This window comes from Streptomyces sp. NPDC058470, assembly GCF_042721055.1.
In the GTDB taxonomy this organism is placed as follows: domain Bacteria; phylum Actinomycetota; class Actinomycetes; order Streptomycetales; family Streptomycetaceae; genus Streptomyces.
In genome coordinates, this window is the sequence record NZ_JBHXMF010000043.1 from 29,822 (window position 1) to 45,046 (window position 15,225).

Annotated in this window: 15 protein-coding genes, 1 pseudogene and 1 riboswitch; of the genes and pseudogenes, 7 read left to right on the forward strand and 9 right to left on the reverse strand. The window is 70.7% G+C overall.

From position 1 onward, the window contains the following. Nucleotides 1–427: 427 nt before the first annotated feature. Nucleotides 428–577: pseudogene (locus ACFWP7_RS28400) on the forward strand (2-hydroxyacid dehydrogenase); the annotation flags it as partial. A 17-nt stretch (nt 578–594) separates the two neighbouring features. Here ACFWP7_RS28400 and ACFWP7_RS28405 read toward each other — a convergent pair. Together ACFWP7_RS28405 and ACFWP7_RS28410 are read right to left on the reverse strand one after the other, a co-directional pair. Next, nucleotides 595–2,607 (reverse strand): anthranilate synthase family protein, encoded by a 2,013-nt coding sequence (locus ACFWP7_RS28405; protein ID WP_384386681.1) that lies wholly within the window; start codon nt 2,605–2,607, stop codon nt 595–597. A 109-nt stretch (nt 2,608–2,716) separates the two neighbouring features. Further along, entirely contained in the window at nt 2,717–2,773 is a 57-nt protein-coding gene (locus ACFWP7_RS28410) for a trp operon leader peptide (RefSeq protein WP_078602827.1), read from the reverse strand. Between the two features lie 323 nt (nt 2,774–3,096). Here ACFWP7_RS28410 and ACFWP7_RS28415 point away from each other — a divergent pair, with 323 nt between their 5' ends. The 3 genes from ACFWP7_RS28415 (at nt 3,097) to ACFWP7_RS28425 (ending at nt 6,015) form a co-directional block, all read left to right on the forward strand. Then, nucleotides 3,097–4,110 carry a glycoside hydrolase domain-containing protein gene (locus ACFWP7_RS28415; RefSeq protein WP_384386684.1) on the forward strand — a complete coding sequence of 338 codons (1,014 nt, stop codon included), beginning with the start codon at nt 3,097–3,099 and terminating at the stop codon, nt 4,108–4,110. Between the two features lie 135 nt (nt 4,111–4,245). After that, nucleotides 4,246–5,601: a class II 3-deoxy-7-phosphoheptulonate synthase gene (locus ACFWP7_RS28420; protein WP_384386687.1), complete on the forward strand. Its 1,356-nt coding sequence runs from the start codon at nt 4,246–4,248 to the stop codon at nt 5,599–5,601. Between the two features lie 162 nt (nt 5,602–5,763). Next, nucleotides 5,764–6,015: a bacterioferritin-associated ferredoxin gene (locus ACFWP7_RS28425; RefSeq protein WP_384386690.1), complete on the forward strand. Its 252-nt coding sequence runs from the start codon at nt 5,764–5,766 to the stop codon at nt 6,013–6,015. Nucleotides 6,016–6,023: 8 nt separating this feature from the next. Here the strand turns inward: ACFWP7_RS28425 and bfr are convergent, their stop codons facing one another. Continuing rightward, entirely contained in the window at nt 6,024–6,503 is a 480-nt protein-coding gene (gene bfr / locus ACFWP7_RS28430) for a bacterioferritin (RefSeq protein ID WP_384386692.1), read from the reverse strand. A 161-nt stretch (nt 6,504–6,664) separates the two neighbouring features. Here bfr and ACFWP7_RS28435 point away from each other — a divergent pair, with 161 nt between their 5' ends. Further along, on the forward strand, nt 6,665–7,297 hold the full coding sequence (locus ACFWP7_RS28435; protein WP_384386695.1) for a sulfite oxidase-like oxidoreductase: 633 nt from the start codon (nt 6,665–6,667) through the stop codon (nt 7,295–7,297). A gap of 29 nt (nt 7,298–7,326) precedes the next feature. On the opposite strand, the gene ACFWP7_RS28440 is transcribed toward ACFWP7_RS28435, so the two are convergent. From ACFWP7_RS28440 to thiO, 6 genes are all read right to left on the reverse strand, one after another. Beyond that, nucleotides 7,327–7,866, reverse strand: a complete 540-nt coding sequence (locus ACFWP7_RS28440) for a DUF4396 domain-containing protein (protein WP_384386698.1) — start codon at nt 7,864–7,866, stop codon at nt 7,327–7,329. Nucleotides 7,867–7,935: 69 nt separating this feature from the next. Next, nucleotides 7,936–8,811, reverse strand: a complete 876-nt coding sequence (locus ACFWP7_RS28445) for a deoxyribonuclease IV (RefSeq protein ID WP_384386701.1) — start codon at nt 8,809–8,811, stop codon at nt 7,936–7,938. Nucleotides 8,812–8,893: 82 nt separating this feature from the next. Then, nucleotides 8,894–10,855, reverse strand: a complete 1,962-nt coding sequence (gene pknB, locus ACFWP7_RS28450) for a Stk1 family PASTA domain-containing Ser/Thr kinase (RefSeq protein WP_384386704.1) — start codon at nt 10,853–10,855, stop codon at nt 8,894–8,896. A gap of 284 nt (nt 10,856–11,139) precedes the next feature. Then, nucleotides 11,140–11,934 (reverse strand): thiazole synthase, encoded by a 795-nt coding sequence (locus tag ACFWP7_RS28455; RefSeq protein WP_384386707.1) that lies wholly within the window; start codon nt 11,932–11,934, stop codon nt 11,140–11,142. A gap of 3 nt (nt 11,935–11,937) precedes the next feature. Further along, the gene (gene thiS / locus ACFWP7_RS28460; RefSeq protein WP_384386710.1) at nt 11,938–12,150 is read right to left on the reverse strand and encodes a sulfur carrier protein ThiS; all 213 of its coding nucleotides are present in this window, start codon (nt 12,148–12,150) and stop codon (nt 11,938–11,940) included. Then, on the reverse strand, nt 12,147–13,343 hold the full coding sequence (gene thiO / locus ACFWP7_RS28465; protein WP_384386713.1) for a glycine oxidase ThiO: 1,197 nt from the start codon (nt 13,341–13,343) through the stop codon (nt 12,147–12,149). Before thiO ends, thiS begins: the two co-directional genes overlap by 4 nt. Then, a riboswitch (TPP riboswitch) is annotated at nt 13,341–13,453 on the reverse strand. It overlaps the preceding gene by 3 nt. Nucleotides 13,454–13,505: 52 nt before the next feature. On the opposite strand from thiO, the gene ACFWP7_RS28470 reads away from it, so the two are divergent. Next, complete coding sequence (locus ACFWP7_RS28470; RefSeq protein ID WP_384386716.1) at nt 13,506–13,859, forward strand: hypothetical protein; 354 nt, start codon at nt 13,506–13,508, stop codon at nt 13,857–13,859. A 127-nt stretch (nt 13,860–13,986) separates the two neighbouring features. Further along, nucleotides 13,987–15,219, forward strand: a complete 1,233-nt coding sequence (locus ACFWP7_RS28475; protein ID WP_384386719.1) for an NAD(P)/FAD-dependent oxidoreductase — start codon at nt 13,987–13,989, stop codon at nt 15,217–15,219. Nucleotides 15,220–15,225 lie beyond the last annotated feature (6 nt).

A 15,225-nucleotide genomic window follows, 5' to 3' on the forward strand; every position in this document is an offset into this window, starting at 1 on the left:
CGGCGTACCGGAGGGGATGGGGGTGTCGGTTGAGTCGGCGGGTCCACGCCCCGCACTCGTCGGCGTACCGGAGGGGATGGGGGTGTCGGTTGAGTCGGCGGGTCCACGCCCCGCACCCGCCGGCGTACCGCAGGGCACCGGGTGTCGGCTGAGCCGGGCATGCATCCCCACGCCCCGCACCCGCCGACGCACCGGAGGGGACGGGGCGGGGACGTCCGCCCGCAGCGGCTGGCGCGTCAACGCCGCCAAGTCGGTGAGCAGCCGATTCCGCGCCAGACCGAGGACGGATGCCCCCGCCCCGGCCCCGCCCCGAACATCACGGCAGGCGAGGCCTGGCCGACCGGAGACCGGAACCGCGCGCGCACCCACTCCCCCTCCCCGTACATGCGCCGGCACCAGACAATTCCGGCAACCACCCGGAGCGCCCGTGGAGATCCTGGCCCTAGGCGTCCAGTCCGACGAGAAGCCTCTGATCCAGCAGGCCTTCACGGGACACCACGACGTCCGCTGCCTCGACGTCTCCCTGACCGAGGACACCGCACTCCTCGCGGTCGGCCACGAGATCATCGACACCACCCCGGGCAACGTCCCCGACTACACCGCGGGCCGCCGCTCGGCGAACGTGCTGGTCCCGCGCAGCTGACCCAGCAACTCCCGCACGATCCCGGCGCCGCGCAGCGACAGCACCGACTCCGGGTGGAACTGCACACCCGCGACTGCGTTCATGGGCGCGCCTCCGGCGCGACGTGGCCCGCGCAGCGCATGCACCTCACCGGTCCCGCCGCGGCTGACCTCGACGCCATGGGCCGACAGCTCGGCCGCCGCCTCGTCGTCGCAGCGCGCCACGAAGCTGTTGTAGAAGCCGACGGTCTCCGTCCGCCCGAAGAGGTCGATCGCGGTCTGCGCGCCCTGGTAGGGCACCTCCTTGCGGACGATCTCCAGCCCCAGCTCGGCCGCGATCAGCTCATGGCCGAGGCAGACCCCGAGCACGCCGTGGCCGTGCGTGCGCAGAACCTCGGCCGTCAGCTCGCGCAGGAAACGCATCTTGGGGTCGTGCACATCGCACGGATCGCCCGGCCCGGGGCCCAGCACGAGCGGCCCCTCGTGCCGCGCGACCGCCTCCCGCAGCCCCGGCTCGTCGTACCGCCGCACCGTCACGTCAAGACCCGACGACCGCAGCACATGCGCGAGCATCGCCGTGAACGTGTCCTCGCCGTCCACGACCAGCGCGTGCCCTTCCAGCGCGTCGGTTCGCTCCTGCATCCGCAGCCAGAACGGCGCGAGCGAGGCCCGTCGTCCGTCGAGCGCCGCCCGCACCCGCGGATCGTCGGCCAGTTGCGGCCGTACGCCCTCCTCGCGCGGCCTGCCGTCCAGGACCCCCAGCGCCGCGAGCACGCCCGCCGCCTTCGCATGGGTCTCGGCGACCTCGCTCGCGGGATCCGATCCCCGTACGAGGGTGGCGCCGACCGGCACCCGCAGCCGCCCCGCCGCGTCGATGTCGGCGGTCCGGATGAGGATGGGGGAGTCGAGGGTCTGGGCACCCGCAGCACCTTCCCGCCCTCCGGCAGCACCCTCCTGCCCTCCGGCAGCACCTTCCCGCCCGTCGACCGCCCCTTCCCGCCCTCCGGCAGCACCTTCCCGCCCGCCGCCCGCGTACCGCCCGATGAGCGCCAGCGCGCCCGCGTAGTAGCCCCGCCCGCCGACCTCGTGCCGCTCGATGACCCGGCACGCGTTCTGCACCGGTGACCCGGTCACGGTGGCGGCGAACATGGTCTCGCGCAGCACATCCCGTACGTCCAACGAGGAGCGGCCCCGCAACTCGTACTCCGTGTGCGCGAGATGGGCCATTTCCTTGAGCCGTGGCCCGATCACCACCCCGCCCATGTCACCGACGGTGCACATCATCTTGAGCTCCTCGTCGACGACCATCGAGAGCTCCTCGATCTCCTTGCCGTCGGCGAGGAAGCCGAGCAGACCCTCGGGCGTCGGCCCCCCGGCCGGGTAGCGGTACGTCCCGCTGATCGGGTTCATGACGACCGTGCCGCCCGACATCCGCACATGCACCTCGGGACTCGCGCCGACCAGCGTCCGCTCCCCGGTGTGCACGACGTACGTCCAGTACGCGCCCCGCTCGCCGATGAGCAGCCGCCGGAAGAGGGCCAGGGCGTCGGCCTTCCCGAACCCCGGGATCACACCCTCGTACGTCCGCCGGATGACGAAGTTCGCGCCCTCGCCGCTCCCGATCTCCTCGTCGAGGACGCGCCCGACGATCTCGGCGTACTCCTCGTCGCCGACGTCGAAGCCACCGCCCTCGACCCGCACCTCGTGCGACGGCAGCTCCGCCAGGGCCCGTTCCAGCGGCAGTTCGTACGTCTCCTCCGGGGTCAGCACCGCGAGCGGCGTGCCGTCGTCGCGGACGTCGAAGCCGCGCTCCCTGATCTGGCGGTAGGGGATCAGCGCGAGGCCCTCGTCGGGGAGGTCGGCGAGACGGTCGTAGGTACTGACGGGGCCCAGCAGGACCTCGACCACATGGTGGTCACGGCCGGGCGTGCGGCGGCGCAGCAGGGCGAACGGACGGGGATCGTCCAGCAGATCGAGCAGGTTCATCGGTCCTGTTCCTTCTCGGAGAGGTCTGGGTGACTCAGAGAGGAACGGCTCCGGAAAACACCGAAGGCCGCCCCTCGGGCGGCCTTCGCGAAGTCTTGAGTACGCGCAGTCAGCGGGCCGCCGGATGAGCGGTCCACCACCAGGTCTGGATCGAGTGCGCGAACATGCGCCGCACCCTACCCGACGCCGGTGGCCGGGCAACAGCGTGAACCGTGTGAGGACGGGGTTCGGGCTGCCCGGTCGGCGGCCATTGATGGGTTCACAGCCCGATCGAGGAGCCCGACCTAGGAGCCAGTCATTCACGCAGTTCGTTCACCCCTGTCCCGCCGGAGCGGCGCACGCGCGCTCACGGCCCTCGCCACCGCCGCGGTCCTTGCCGCCGGCTGGCCCGGCACCGCCCTGTCTGCCCCGCGTCCGGCCGAATCCGACGACATCAGCCAGGTCAGCTACCGCGGCCACGAGTTCGCCGTCCCCGCCTCCTGGGAGATCGTGGACCTGGAGAAGAACCCGGACGCCTGTGTCCGCTTCGACCGCCACGCCGTGTACCTCGGCACGCCCGGGGGCCGGCAGGACTGCCCGGCGCGCCTGCGGGGACGTACCGAAGCGCTCCTCATCCAGCCCGCCACCACCGCCGGAAGCGCCGTCACCGAGAACCGCACGGCCCGCACCTACCGGGCCACCGCCGACCGCATCGCCGTGACCGCCGCGTATGGCGACGACCGCGGCAGCATCCAGCGGATCCTGCGCAGCGCCGGTCTGCCCGTCGCGACCGCGCAGGCCGAACGGGCCGCGGCGGCGCCCGTCCCCGCGGATGCCACGTCCTTCCGGGGCGAGGGCTTCGACGCCTGCGCCGCGCCGAGCCAGTCCGCGATGAACGCCTGGCGGGACGCGTCCGAGTACGGCGCCGTCGGCATCTACATCGGCGGACTCAACCGCGCCTGCGCCCAGCCGAATCTGACCGCCGCCTGGGTGCGCGCGCAGTACGCCAACGGTTGGCGCTTCATCCCGCTGTACGTGGGCCGACAGCCCTCCTCCGACGGCGGCAGCTGCGGCGGAGGCTGTGCCTCGATCACCGACCCGGTGCCGCAGGGCACCGCGGCCGCCGACGACGCGGCCAAGCAGGCCGCCGCGCTGGGCCTCGGCAAGGGTTCGGTGATCTACAACGACCTGGAGCACTACGCACGCGGCGGCACGGTGACCACCCGGGTGCTGGCCTACATCGACGCCTACACCGAGCGCCTGCACCAGCTCGGCTACCGCTCCGGCGCCTACGGCAGCGTCTCCTCCCTGATCACCGACCTGGTGGCCAACGCGCAGAACATCACCCCGCCCGACGTGATCCACTTCGCCCGCTGGAACTACGAGTCGACGACCACGGACTCGGCGATCCCCGCGAGCCTGTGGCCCAAGCACCAGCGGATCCACCAGTACGTCGGCGACACGACCGAGACCCACGGCGGCGTGCGGATCAGCATCGACCGCAACCGGCTCGACGTCGACTAGCCGCCTCTCGCCTGTTCCGGGCGGTCGTACGAACCTTTTGTACGGCCGTCCGGCGTGTGCCCCCGTCGAGTTCGGCCCGTCTCAATTCGTGAGCAGGTGAAGGGAGGCTCGACATGACCCCGTAATGTTTACGAGGTGACCGTGAACGCTGAATCCCAAGCCATCGCCGCCAAGGCGAGCTGGCTAGACCTGCCCGCGGCGCAGCAGCCCGAGTACCCCGATGCCGAGGCTCTGCGCGATGTGATCGCGGACCTCCAGTCGTATCCGCCGCTCGTCTTCGCGGGCGAGTGCGACCAGCTGCGCGCCCGTCTGGCGGCCGTCGCGAAGGGCGACGCGTTCCTTCTGCAGGGCGGCGACTGCGCCGAGTCGTTCGACGCCGTGAGCGCCGACCACATTCGGGCCAAGCTCAAGACCCTGCTCCAGATGGGCGCCGTCCTGACCTATGCGGCCTCCGTGCCGGTCGTGAAGGTGGGCCGGATCGCGGGCCAGTACTCCAAGCCGCGCTCCAAGGGCACCGAGACCCGCGACGGCGTGACCCTGCCGACGTACCGCGGCGACTCGGTCAACGGCTTCGCCTTCGACGAGAAGTCCCGCATCCCGGACCCCGAGCGCCTGAAGCGCATGTACAACGCGTCCGCCTCCACGCTCAACCTGGTGCGCGCCTTCACCACCGGCGGCTACGCCGACCTGCGCCAGGTGCACGCCTGGAACCAGGACTTCGTGAAGTCGTCCCCGTCGGGCCAGCGCTACGAGCAGCTGGCGCGCGAGATCGACCAGGCGCTGAACTTCATGCAGGCCTGCGGTGCCGACCCGGAGGAGTTCAGGACCGTCGAGTTCTACGCCTCCCACGAGGCGCTGCTCCTCGACTACGAGTCGGCGCTGACCAGGGTCGACTCGCGTACGGGTCTTCTGTACGACGTGTCGGGCCACATGGTGTGGATCGGTGAGCGCACCCGCCAGCTGGACGGCGCGCACATCGAGTTCGCCTCGAAGATCCGCAACCCGATCGGCATCAAGCTGGGCCCGACGACGACGGCCGAGGACGCGCTGCAGTACATCGAGCGCCTCGACCCGGACCGAGAGCCGGGCCGTCTCACCTTCATCGTGCGGATGGGCGCGGACAAGGTCCGCGACAAGCTGCCCGAGCTGGTCGAGAAGGTCACCGCCTCCGGGGCGACCGTCGCCTGGATCACCGACCCGATGCACGGCAACACCTACGAGGCGGCCTCCGGCCACAAAACCCGCCGCTTCGACGACGTGCTGGACGAGGTCAAGGGCTTCTTCGAGGTCCACAAGGGTCTGGGCACCCACCCGGGCGGCATCCATGTCGAGCTCACCGGCGACGATGTCACCGAGTGCGTGGGCGGCGGCGACGAGATCTTCGTCGACGATCTGCACCAGCGGTACGAGACGGCCTGTGACCCCCGTCTGAACCGCAGCCAGTCTCTTGACCTGGCCTTCCTCGTCGCGGAGATGTACCGCGACCAGTAGCGGACGCGCAGCGGTTTCGGCTGTTACAGGAGCGTGAATTGGGGCGCGGATCACATACGATCCGCGCCCCGCCGCACTTTTGCGGTCTCTGCAGGACGGGTAAGGTTAGGTTAGCCTCACCGATTATCGGGATGGCGCGACCTAGGAATCCCCCGTCGGGAGGTGGACCGCGTGTACGTCTGCAACTGCTTCGGTGTCACCGAGGCGCAGGTGAAGAAGCACGCGGAGGACGGGGTCTGCACCCCTCGCCAGATAGCGTCGGCGAGCAAGGCGGGCACGGACTGCGGTTCGTGCGTCCGCCGCATTCAGGCCCTGCTGGGCCGGGGAGCATGCCCGCGTCGCGAACTGGCGGACGAGGGTCAGCCGGTCCTCTCGCAGGTCCCGGTGCCTACGTCGTTGGACGAGGCGGCCTAGCGGGCCCGTCAGCTGTCCGGCTGCTCGATCTGCTGCGCGATGTAGAGCGCCTCGCCGAGCTTCTCGACCAGTTCGAGCTGCGTGTCCAGGTAGTCGATGTGGTGCTCCTCGTCCTCGAGGATGTCCTCGAAGATGTTCGCGGAGGTGATGTCGCCCTTCGCCCGCATTACCTCGATCCCCCGCTTGAGACGGTCGATCGCCTCGACCTCCACCTGCCGGTCGGCCTGGAACATCTCGGTGAGGGTCTGCCCCACCCGGACGTGGAACAGCCGCTGGTAGTTCGGCAGGCCGTCCAGCATGAGGATGCGCTCGGTGATCTTGTCCGCGTGCTTCATCTCATCGATGGACTCGGAACGCGTGTACTTGGCGAGTTTCGTCCAGCCGTTGTTGTCCTGGATGCGGTAGTGCAGCCAGTACTGGTTGATCGCCGTCAGCTCGCCGGTGAGCTGTTCGTTCAGAAACTCGAGGACCTCGGGGTCGCCCTGCATTGCAGAGGCTCCTTCCAAGCAGGCGGGGAACGGGGGCAGATTGCGCCGCATCCTCGCACCGGCAATCTCGGAACGTCCAGTAAGTGCACGCTTAGTAGGAGTTGCCGGAATCGCAGTCGGGCTGGTCAGGTGCATCGCCCGGGGTCTGTCAGGATGGAGTCATGGGTCAGCCGGTGGAGCGTGAATCTGGAGAAGCGGCGCAGTTCGAGCTTCCGCCGGGGCAGCGACTGCAGCGCGGTTGGCCGGTTACGCACTATGGTCCCGTACCCAAGTTCCGCCCCGAACGCTGGGAGTTCAGGGTCTTCGGCGCGACCGCCGACGGTGAGAAGCACTGCTGGACCCACGAGGAGTTCACGGCCCTGCCGTACGCCTCTGTCACGGCCGATCTGCACTGCGTCACGAAGTTCAGCATGGTCGGGGCGGAGTGGGGCGGCATTCCCGCTCGGACGATCCTGGAGATCGCCCCGCCGGCACCCGCCGTCACGCATGTCATGGTCTGGGCCGAGTACGGGTTCAGTTCGAACCTACGCCTCGACGACTTCGCCTCCGACCGCACGATGTTCGCCACCCACAAGGACGGCGAACTCCTGACGGCGGAACACGGCTTCCCGCTCCGCCTCGTCGTGCCGCAGCTCTACGCCTGGAAGGGCCCCAAGTGGGTCCGCGGGGTGGAGTACATGACGGCGGACCGCCGCGGCTTCTGGGAGGAGCGCGGCTACCACAACGTCGGTGACCCGTGGCGTGAGCAGCGCTACTCCTATCAGGAGGAGCCCGGCGACGGCCCCGAGCTCTGAGTCCTCCGTCGCCCCTGCTTCTGTGCTGGTCAGTGGTACTGATGCACCACCGCGTGGCCCTTGCCCCGGCCGATCATCCACTTGTTGACCGGGGTGGTGATCACGAACGCGGCGGCGAGTGCGATGGCCAGCACCCACCAGAACGCCGCGTCCGCGAGCTCCGTGTCCATCGCGCCCGGCCACAGGGCGATCACGCCGTTGTCGATCAGCTCCATCACCGCGATGGAGAGGGTGTCGGCGGCGAGCGCGACCCGGATCGCGGCCTTCAGGCCGATGCCTGCCTTCAACACACCGCGCAGCGTGAGCAGATAACCGAAGAAGAAGGCGAGCGCGATCGCCAGGATCAGTGTCGGTACGTTGCCCCAGCCCAGTGCGGTCCCGATCACCATGCCGAGGACCTCGCCGATGGCGCAGCCGGTGAGGCAGTGGAGGGTCGCCTGTGCGGCCATGGACCAGGTGGCCCCGCTGCCGAGGCTGTGCGTCTCGTGGCCGTGTGCTGCGTGACTGCGCGACGCATGAGCGTGTGATTCGTGAGCGTGCGGTTCGTGGGCGTGTGCGTCGTGCCGCATGGAAGCCCCCGGAGTCGGGTAGTGGTGCCTGTTGTCCTGCACCAACTGGATACCCCCAGGGGGTATTCCTTATTCGCGGAGTTTCTTCAGGCGTTCGATATCCCTCGCGTGCCCCTCCCGGCCGCCCGGCGTCTCGATGATCAGAGGTACGCCCTCGGTCGCGGGGTGGGTCATCAGGGCCCGGAACGGATCCTCGCCGATATGGCCGGAGCCAATGTTCTCGTGGCGGTCCTTGTGGGCGCCGACCACATCCTTGGAGTCGTTGGCGTGGATCAGCTTGAGGCGGCCCTCACCGACCGTGTCCACCAGCAGGTCGAGGGTCTGGTGCATCCCGCTCGGCCCGGTCAGGTCGTGGCCGGCCGCGTAGATGTGGCAGGTGTCGAGGCAGACGCCCAGCTTCGGATGCGCGTCGAGCGCCTCGAAGTACGGTCCGAAGTCCCAGGTGCGGGAACAGAGGGAAGCGCCCTGACCGGCGGTCGACTCCAGGAGCAGGAACGGGTCGTCGTCGTGGGTCAGCTCGTCGAGCAGCGGCAGCAGATGCTCGCGCACCTGAGCGAGAGCCACGGAACGCTCCCTGCCTCCGGTGGCGCTCCCCGTGTGCACGACCACACCCAGGGCGCCGATCTCCCGGCCCCGGCGCAGCGAGTGCCGCAGCGACTCCACGGACTTCTCGACCGTCGCCTCGGTGTGCGAGCCGAAGTTGATCAGATACGGGGCGTGGACGTACGCGGGGATCGACTCGGCGGCGCAGGCCGCCCGGAACGCCGCGTCCTCTTCGGCCCGCCGGGGGTTGCCGTCCGGCGTCGCCCAGCCCCGCGGGTTGGCGACGAAGACCTGAACGGTCTCGGCCTTGAGCTCGCGGGCGTAGCTCAGGCCGACGGAGTTGAGGCCGCCGGCCACGGGGACATGGCCGCCGACGGGGTTGCGAAGCTGCTTGCTGGTCACACCCGCCAGGGTGTCACGCGCGTTCTCCCGTCCCGTCGGCGGACCTCGTGCACGGGGCCGGCGGGGGCCGACGCGGTGCGGCTCACGCGATCTCGATGGTGATCGTCGACCCCTTGGGCGCCGTATCGCCGCCGTCCACCGACTGGCTCTTCACCGTGTTCCCGAAGAGGTTGAGCAGTCCGCGGTCCTCGTGGACCTGGAACCCGGCGTCCTGAAGCGCCTGCTTCGCGTCGTCCACGCTGTCCCCCACGACGTCCGGCACCTGGACCAGCTCGGGACCCTTGGAGATCGTCAGCGTGACGGTGTCGCCCTCGGCGGCCTCCCGGCCCTCGCCCGGGGACTGCTTGGCGACCAGTCCCTTGTCGAACTCCGAATTGACCTGCGCGGAGGCGATCTTCACCTTCAGACCTGCCTCCTCCAGCTCCGCGGTGGCGTCCTCGACGGACGCTCCCGTGACGTCGGCCACCTCGATCGGGCTGCCCTTGCTGACCGTGATGGCGACGGTGGAACCCGCGTGGCGCTCGGTGCCCGCTGCCGGGTCCGTGCTGATCACGGAGCCATTGGGTACGTCGTCGCTGAACTCACGGGTGACCAGACCGGCCGCCAGGCCGCTGTCCTCCAGCTTGGACTTCGCGCTGTCCAGCGCCGCGCCCGGGAGGTCGGGCACCTTCACCGTCTCCGGGCCGTCGGAGATGGTCAGGTCCACGGAGTCGTTGTCCCGGATCCGGGCGCCGACCTCAGGGTTGCTGCTGACGACGGTGCCGCGCTCCACGGTGTCGCTGTACGCGTGCTTGACGTCACCGGCGTCGAGCCCGGCGTCCGCCAGCCGGTCCTTGGCCTGCTCCTCGGTGATCGCCAGGACCGCCGGGACCTTGGTGAACTGGCCCGAGTTGATGTACCAGACGCCCGCGCCGAGGCCGAGCACCAGTAGGACCGCGGTGACGATCGCGATCATTCCGCGCCGGGGGCGGCCCGTGCCGCGCCGTGAGGGTGGGGCCCCCTCGGACGCGAACTGGCTGGTCCGCTCGAACCGGCTGGTCGGGTTGAGCACGGCGTCGGCGGCGGCCTCGTCATAGTGGTACTCGTTCACCGGCAGCGGGCGCTGCACGGACAGCGAGCGCGGGATCACACTCGTACGGTCCTCGGCATTGTGGTGACCCATGCTGAGGGCCTGCGGCGGTACGGCGTCGAGCTGCTCGGCGCTGAGCCCCGCCCGCGCCTCCAGCACCTGCCCGAGCAGCGCCACCGCGTCGTACGGGCGGACCTCGGGGTTGCGCGCGGTCGCGGAGGTGACCAGCTCGTCGAGCTGGTACGCCAGTCCCGGTACGGCGGCCGACGGCGGCGGTACGTCCGCGTGGAGGTGCTGGTAGAACACCTGGGCGGGGGAGTCCCCGGAGTGCGGCTTGCCGCCGGTGAGCATCTCGTAGAGGACGATTCCGCACGCGTACACGTCGACGCGGGCGTCGGCGGTGCCGTGCTCGATCTGCTCGGGGGCGAGATAGGAGACGGTGCCGAGGACGGCGCCCGTCGTGTTGGTGACGGTGTCCACGGCCCGTACGAGGCCGAAGTCCGCCACCTTGACCCGGCCGTCATCCCCTATGAGGACGTTCTCCGGCTTCATGTCGCGGTGCACGAACCCGGCGCGGTGGGCCGCGCCGAGCGCGGCGAGTACCGGCTCCAGGATGTCGAGCGCGGCCCGCGGCTGGAGGGCCCCGCGCTCGCGCAGCACGTCGCGCAGGGTGCACCCGGCGACGTACTCCATGGCCAGGTAGACGTACGACCCGTGCGCCCCCTGGTCGAAGACCTGCACCACATTGGGGTGCGCGAGCCGGGCCACCGACTTGGCCTCACGGATGAACCGTTCGACGAACGAGCCGTCGGCGGCCAGGGCCGGATGCATCACCTTGAGGGCGAGCACACGGTCGAGGCGGGTGTCCAGGGCCCGGTAGACCGTGGCCATCCCGCCGACCGCGATCCGCGCTTCCACGCGATAGCGGCCGTCGAGCAGCTGCCCGACAAGCGGGTCCTGAAGGGTCGTATCCACGCAGGTGAGTCTACGAGCCACCACTGTCACCCCCCACCCGTTCAGCCGATACCGGGTCTGGACTGAAGCCGACCTGTGACGCACGTCGCACGGGCCGGGGGACATCCGGCAGCCGCCGACGGCGGGTCGCCGCACGGGCCGAGGGACATCCGGCAGCCGCCGACCGCGGGTCGCCCCACGGGAGACCCGCACTTTTCAACGAGGTGGAAACGGGCGGTGCGCGGGCGAGAGAGGCCTGAAGCCGCAGCCACGGACGGCGGACGGCGGACGGCGGATGGCCGAACTCAGAAGGCGGGCCGCTCCGGGTCCAGCCGGGCCAAGCCCTCCGCCGGAGACGACGCCTCGGCGAAGTGCCGCCGAGGAATCCGCCCCGCACGGTAGGCGAGCCGCCCCGCCTCCACCGCATGCCGCATGCCCTCGGCCATGAGCACGGGCTCCTGGGCCCGGGTCACGGCCGAGGCCAGCATCACCCCCGCACACCCCAGCTCCATCGCGAGCGCGGCATCGGACGCCGTACCGGCCCCCGCGTCCAGAATCACCGGCACGCGCGCGTGCTCCACGATCAGCTGGAAGTTGTGCGGGTTCCGGATCCCGAGCCCGGACCCGATCGGTGACCCCAGCGGCATGATCGCCGCGCACCCGACGTCTTCCAGTTTCCGCGCGAGCACCGGGTCGTCGTTCGTGTACGGCAGCACCGTGAACCCGTCGTCCACCAGCGTCTCCGCCGCGTCGAGCAGCTCGATCGGATCGGGTAGCAGCGTGCGCTCGTCGGCGATGACCTCCAGTTTGATCACGTCGGTGCCCAGCGCCTCGCGCGCGAGGCGGGCGGTCAGTACGGCCTCGCCCGCGGTGAAGCAGCCCGCCGTGTTCGGCAGCACCCGGATGCCGAGCCGGTCGAGGACGGACAGCACCGAACCGTGCACGTAAGCGTTTACGCGCCGCATCGCGACCGTCGTCAGCTCCGTGCCGGAGGCGACGAGCGAGCGCTCCAGGACATCCAGGCTCGGCGCACCCCCCGTACCCATGATCAGACGGGACGTGAAGGACGTACCACCGAGGAGAAAGGGATCGTCGGCCATGGGTCAGCCTCCTTGGACGGCGGTGAGGACTTCGACGCGGTCTCCCTCGGAGAGGGCGGTGGACGACCACTGCCCGCGCGGGACGACGGTTTCGTTGAGCGCGGCGGCGACACCGGACGGGGCCGGGGTGAGCGCCGCGACGAGCGTGTCGAGAGCGGTGCCGGCGGCGATCCGCTGCCGCTCTCCGTTGACGAGGACGCTGACGAGGATGCTCATACGGGCTGCTCCGTGCGGGCCGGGCTGAAGCGCTTGGGGGTGAAGGGGCGTGCCACGTCCGGCAGTTCACCGGTGGTCAGGGCATGCGCCATCGCGTCACCGGTGACGGGTGTCAGCAGGACGCCGTTGCGGTAGTGCCCGGTTGCCAGGAGGAGCCCGTCGAGCTCGGTCGGTCCGAGCAGCGGTGCGTTGTCGGGCGAGCCGGGGCGCAGTCCGGCGCGGGTCTCGGTGAGCGGCAGCTCGGTGATCCCGGGGACCAGCTCATGGGCGTCGCGCAGCAGCTCGTACACGCCGCCCGCGGTCACCGTCGTGTCCCAGCCGAGCTCCTCGTTGGTCGCGCCGACGACGAGCTCGCCGTTCTCGCGCGGCACCAGGTAGACGTGACTGCCGCGCACGACGGCGCGCACGGTGCGGCTGAGGAAGGGCGCGTACGGCCGTGGCACGGTCAGCCGCAGCACCTGCCCCTTCACGGGGCGCACGGGCGGCAGTACGTCCTCGGGAACCCCCGCGAGGCGCCCGCTGAGGCTGCCCGCGGCGAGGACCACCTGCCCGGCCGACAGCTCGCTGCCGTCTCCGGTGACGACTCCCTGGGCCCGGTTCCGTACCACGCCCAGGCGTTCGGCCCACCTCCGGCAAAACATCACTCCGGCCCGCTCGCATGCCGTGACCAGGGCTTTCGCCAGTCGGCGCGGATCGATCTGGTGGTCGCCGTCGACCCGCAGACCGCCACGCACGCCGGGCGCGAGCATCGGCTCCAGGCGGCGGCACTCACGGCCGCTGAGCCACTCCGAGTCGAGCCCCGACTGACGTTGCAGGGTGTGCAGTTCGCGCAGGTGGGCGCGGTCGTCGGCGTCCAGTGCGACGGCCAGGGTGCCGCACCGGCGGTAGCCGAGGTCCTGGCCCGTCGCCTCGGTGAGCTCGGCGACGAAGTCCGGATAGCGGTGTGCGGAAGCGAGGTTGAGGCCCAGCAGGGTCTGTTCGCCGTAGTGCAGTTCGGTGACGGCGGCGAGCATACCGGCCGCGACCTGTGCGGCGCCGCCGCCGGGCTCGGGGTCCACCAGCGTGGTGGTCAACCCGCGCTGCGCGGCCCGCCAGGCCGTCACCAGCCCGATGATTCCGCCCCCGATGACAAGGACGTCTGAGGTGCCCGATGACAGGGATGTACGAGATGTGTCGGACGGTGTATGCGACATGGGCGTCCAGCCCCTCCCTTCGCCGGCATGACCCGGATCAGGTTCGTACGGTCGGAGGCCGTCCAGCCTCCCTCTCAGCCCGGTGCGTCCGGACTCCCGCGAGTGCTTTACGTTGGCCAGCCTAGCTCGCCGCCGTATGTCTCAGTAAGGGAGCCTCCGTCCATGGCCCGTTCGCTCGACGGCCTCGTCCTGTCCCCGGTCGCCGACCAGGCGCCGGGTCAGGTGGGTACTCGCACCCGTTTCACGTACCACGAGCGGGACGGCGAGATCTGGGCCGAATACGAAGGCGGTGACGTCGTACGCGGTCATCTCCTGGGTACTCGCGAGGGCGACCGCCTCGACTTCCGGTACGTACAGCTGAAGCGCGACGGCAGCACCTCCTCGGGGCACTGCGTGTCGCGCGTGGCGGAACTGCCCGGCGGGCGCGTACGCCTGGAGGAGAGCTGGGAGTGGGAATCGCAGCGGGGCAGCGGGACCAGTGTGGTGGAAGAGGTCCGTTCGAGCGGTGCGGCCTAGTCGTGCGGAGTGGGTCCGTCCGAGCGGTGCGGCCCAGTCGTGCGGAGCAGGTCAGGAGCGGCGGTGTGGAGCACGTCACTGAGCACGCACCCTGACTGACGAATTGCCGGCTGTCTATGGTGATCAGGTGACCGAGGAGACGCAGGTTCAGGAGCGGACGGTACGGCAGGTCGTCGTCGTGGGCGCGGGCATGGCCGGCGTGCAGACCGCGGTAGCCCTGCGGGAACAGGGCTTCGGCGGCGGCGTGACGCTGATCGGGGCGGAGCCGCACCAGCCGTACGACCGGCCACCGCTGTCCAAGGCGGTACTGCTCGGCAAGGCCGAGGGTTCCGCCTTCGACCTCGACTTCGAGGCACTGGACATCGACCTGCGGCTCGGGCGCGAGGCGCTCGGCGTACGCCCCGAAGACCATGAGCTGGACACTGCCGCGGGGCCGGTGCCGTACGACGTCCTGGTCATCGCGACGGGTGCGGAACCGATCCGGCTGCCGGGCGCCGAGGGCGTGCCCGGGGTCCATGTGCTGCGCACCCTGGACGACGCGGAGCGGCTGCGTCCCGTGCTCGCCCAGCAGCACGACATCGTGGTGGTGGGGGCGGGCTGGATCGGCGCCGAGTTCGCCACCGCGGCACGTGAGGCGGGGTGCGCGGTGACCGTCATCGAGGCGGCCGACCGGCCGCTCGCCGGGGCACTGCCCGCCGAGGTGGCCGCGCCGATGGCCGCCTGGTACGCGGACAGCGGGGCCTCGTTGCGCACCCACGCGCGCGTGGAGCGCGTCGAGCCGGGCGCGGTGGTGCTGGACGACGGCTCCCGGGTGCCCGCGGGCGCCGTCGTCGTCGGCATCGGCGCGCGCCCCGCCACCGGCTGGCTCAGCGGCTCCGGCATCGAGCTCGGCGCCCACCGCGAGGTCGTGGCCGACGACCATCTGCGCACCTCGGTGCCGGACGTGTACGCGGTCGGCGACTGCGCTTCCTTCCCTTCGGGAAGGTACGAGGACCGCCTTCTGGTCCACCACTGGGACAACGCCCTGCAGGGTCCGCGCACGGTGGCGGCGAACATCATCGGCGAGTCCCCTGTGGCGTACGACCCCGTCCCGTACTTCTGGTCCGAGCAGTTCGGCCGCTTCGTCCAGTACGTCGGCCACCACGCACCCGCCGACACCACCGTCTGGCGCGGTGACCCGTCCGGCGCCGCCTGGACGGTCTGCTGGCTGCATGACGGCCGTCTGGTCGCCCTCCTCGCGGTCGGCCGGCCCAGGGACCTGGCCCAGGGCCGGAAACTCATCGAGGCGGGCACTCCGATGGACCCGGAGCTGCTGTCGGACCCGTCGCGGCCGCTGAAGACGGCGACGCCGACGCCGTAGCGGGGG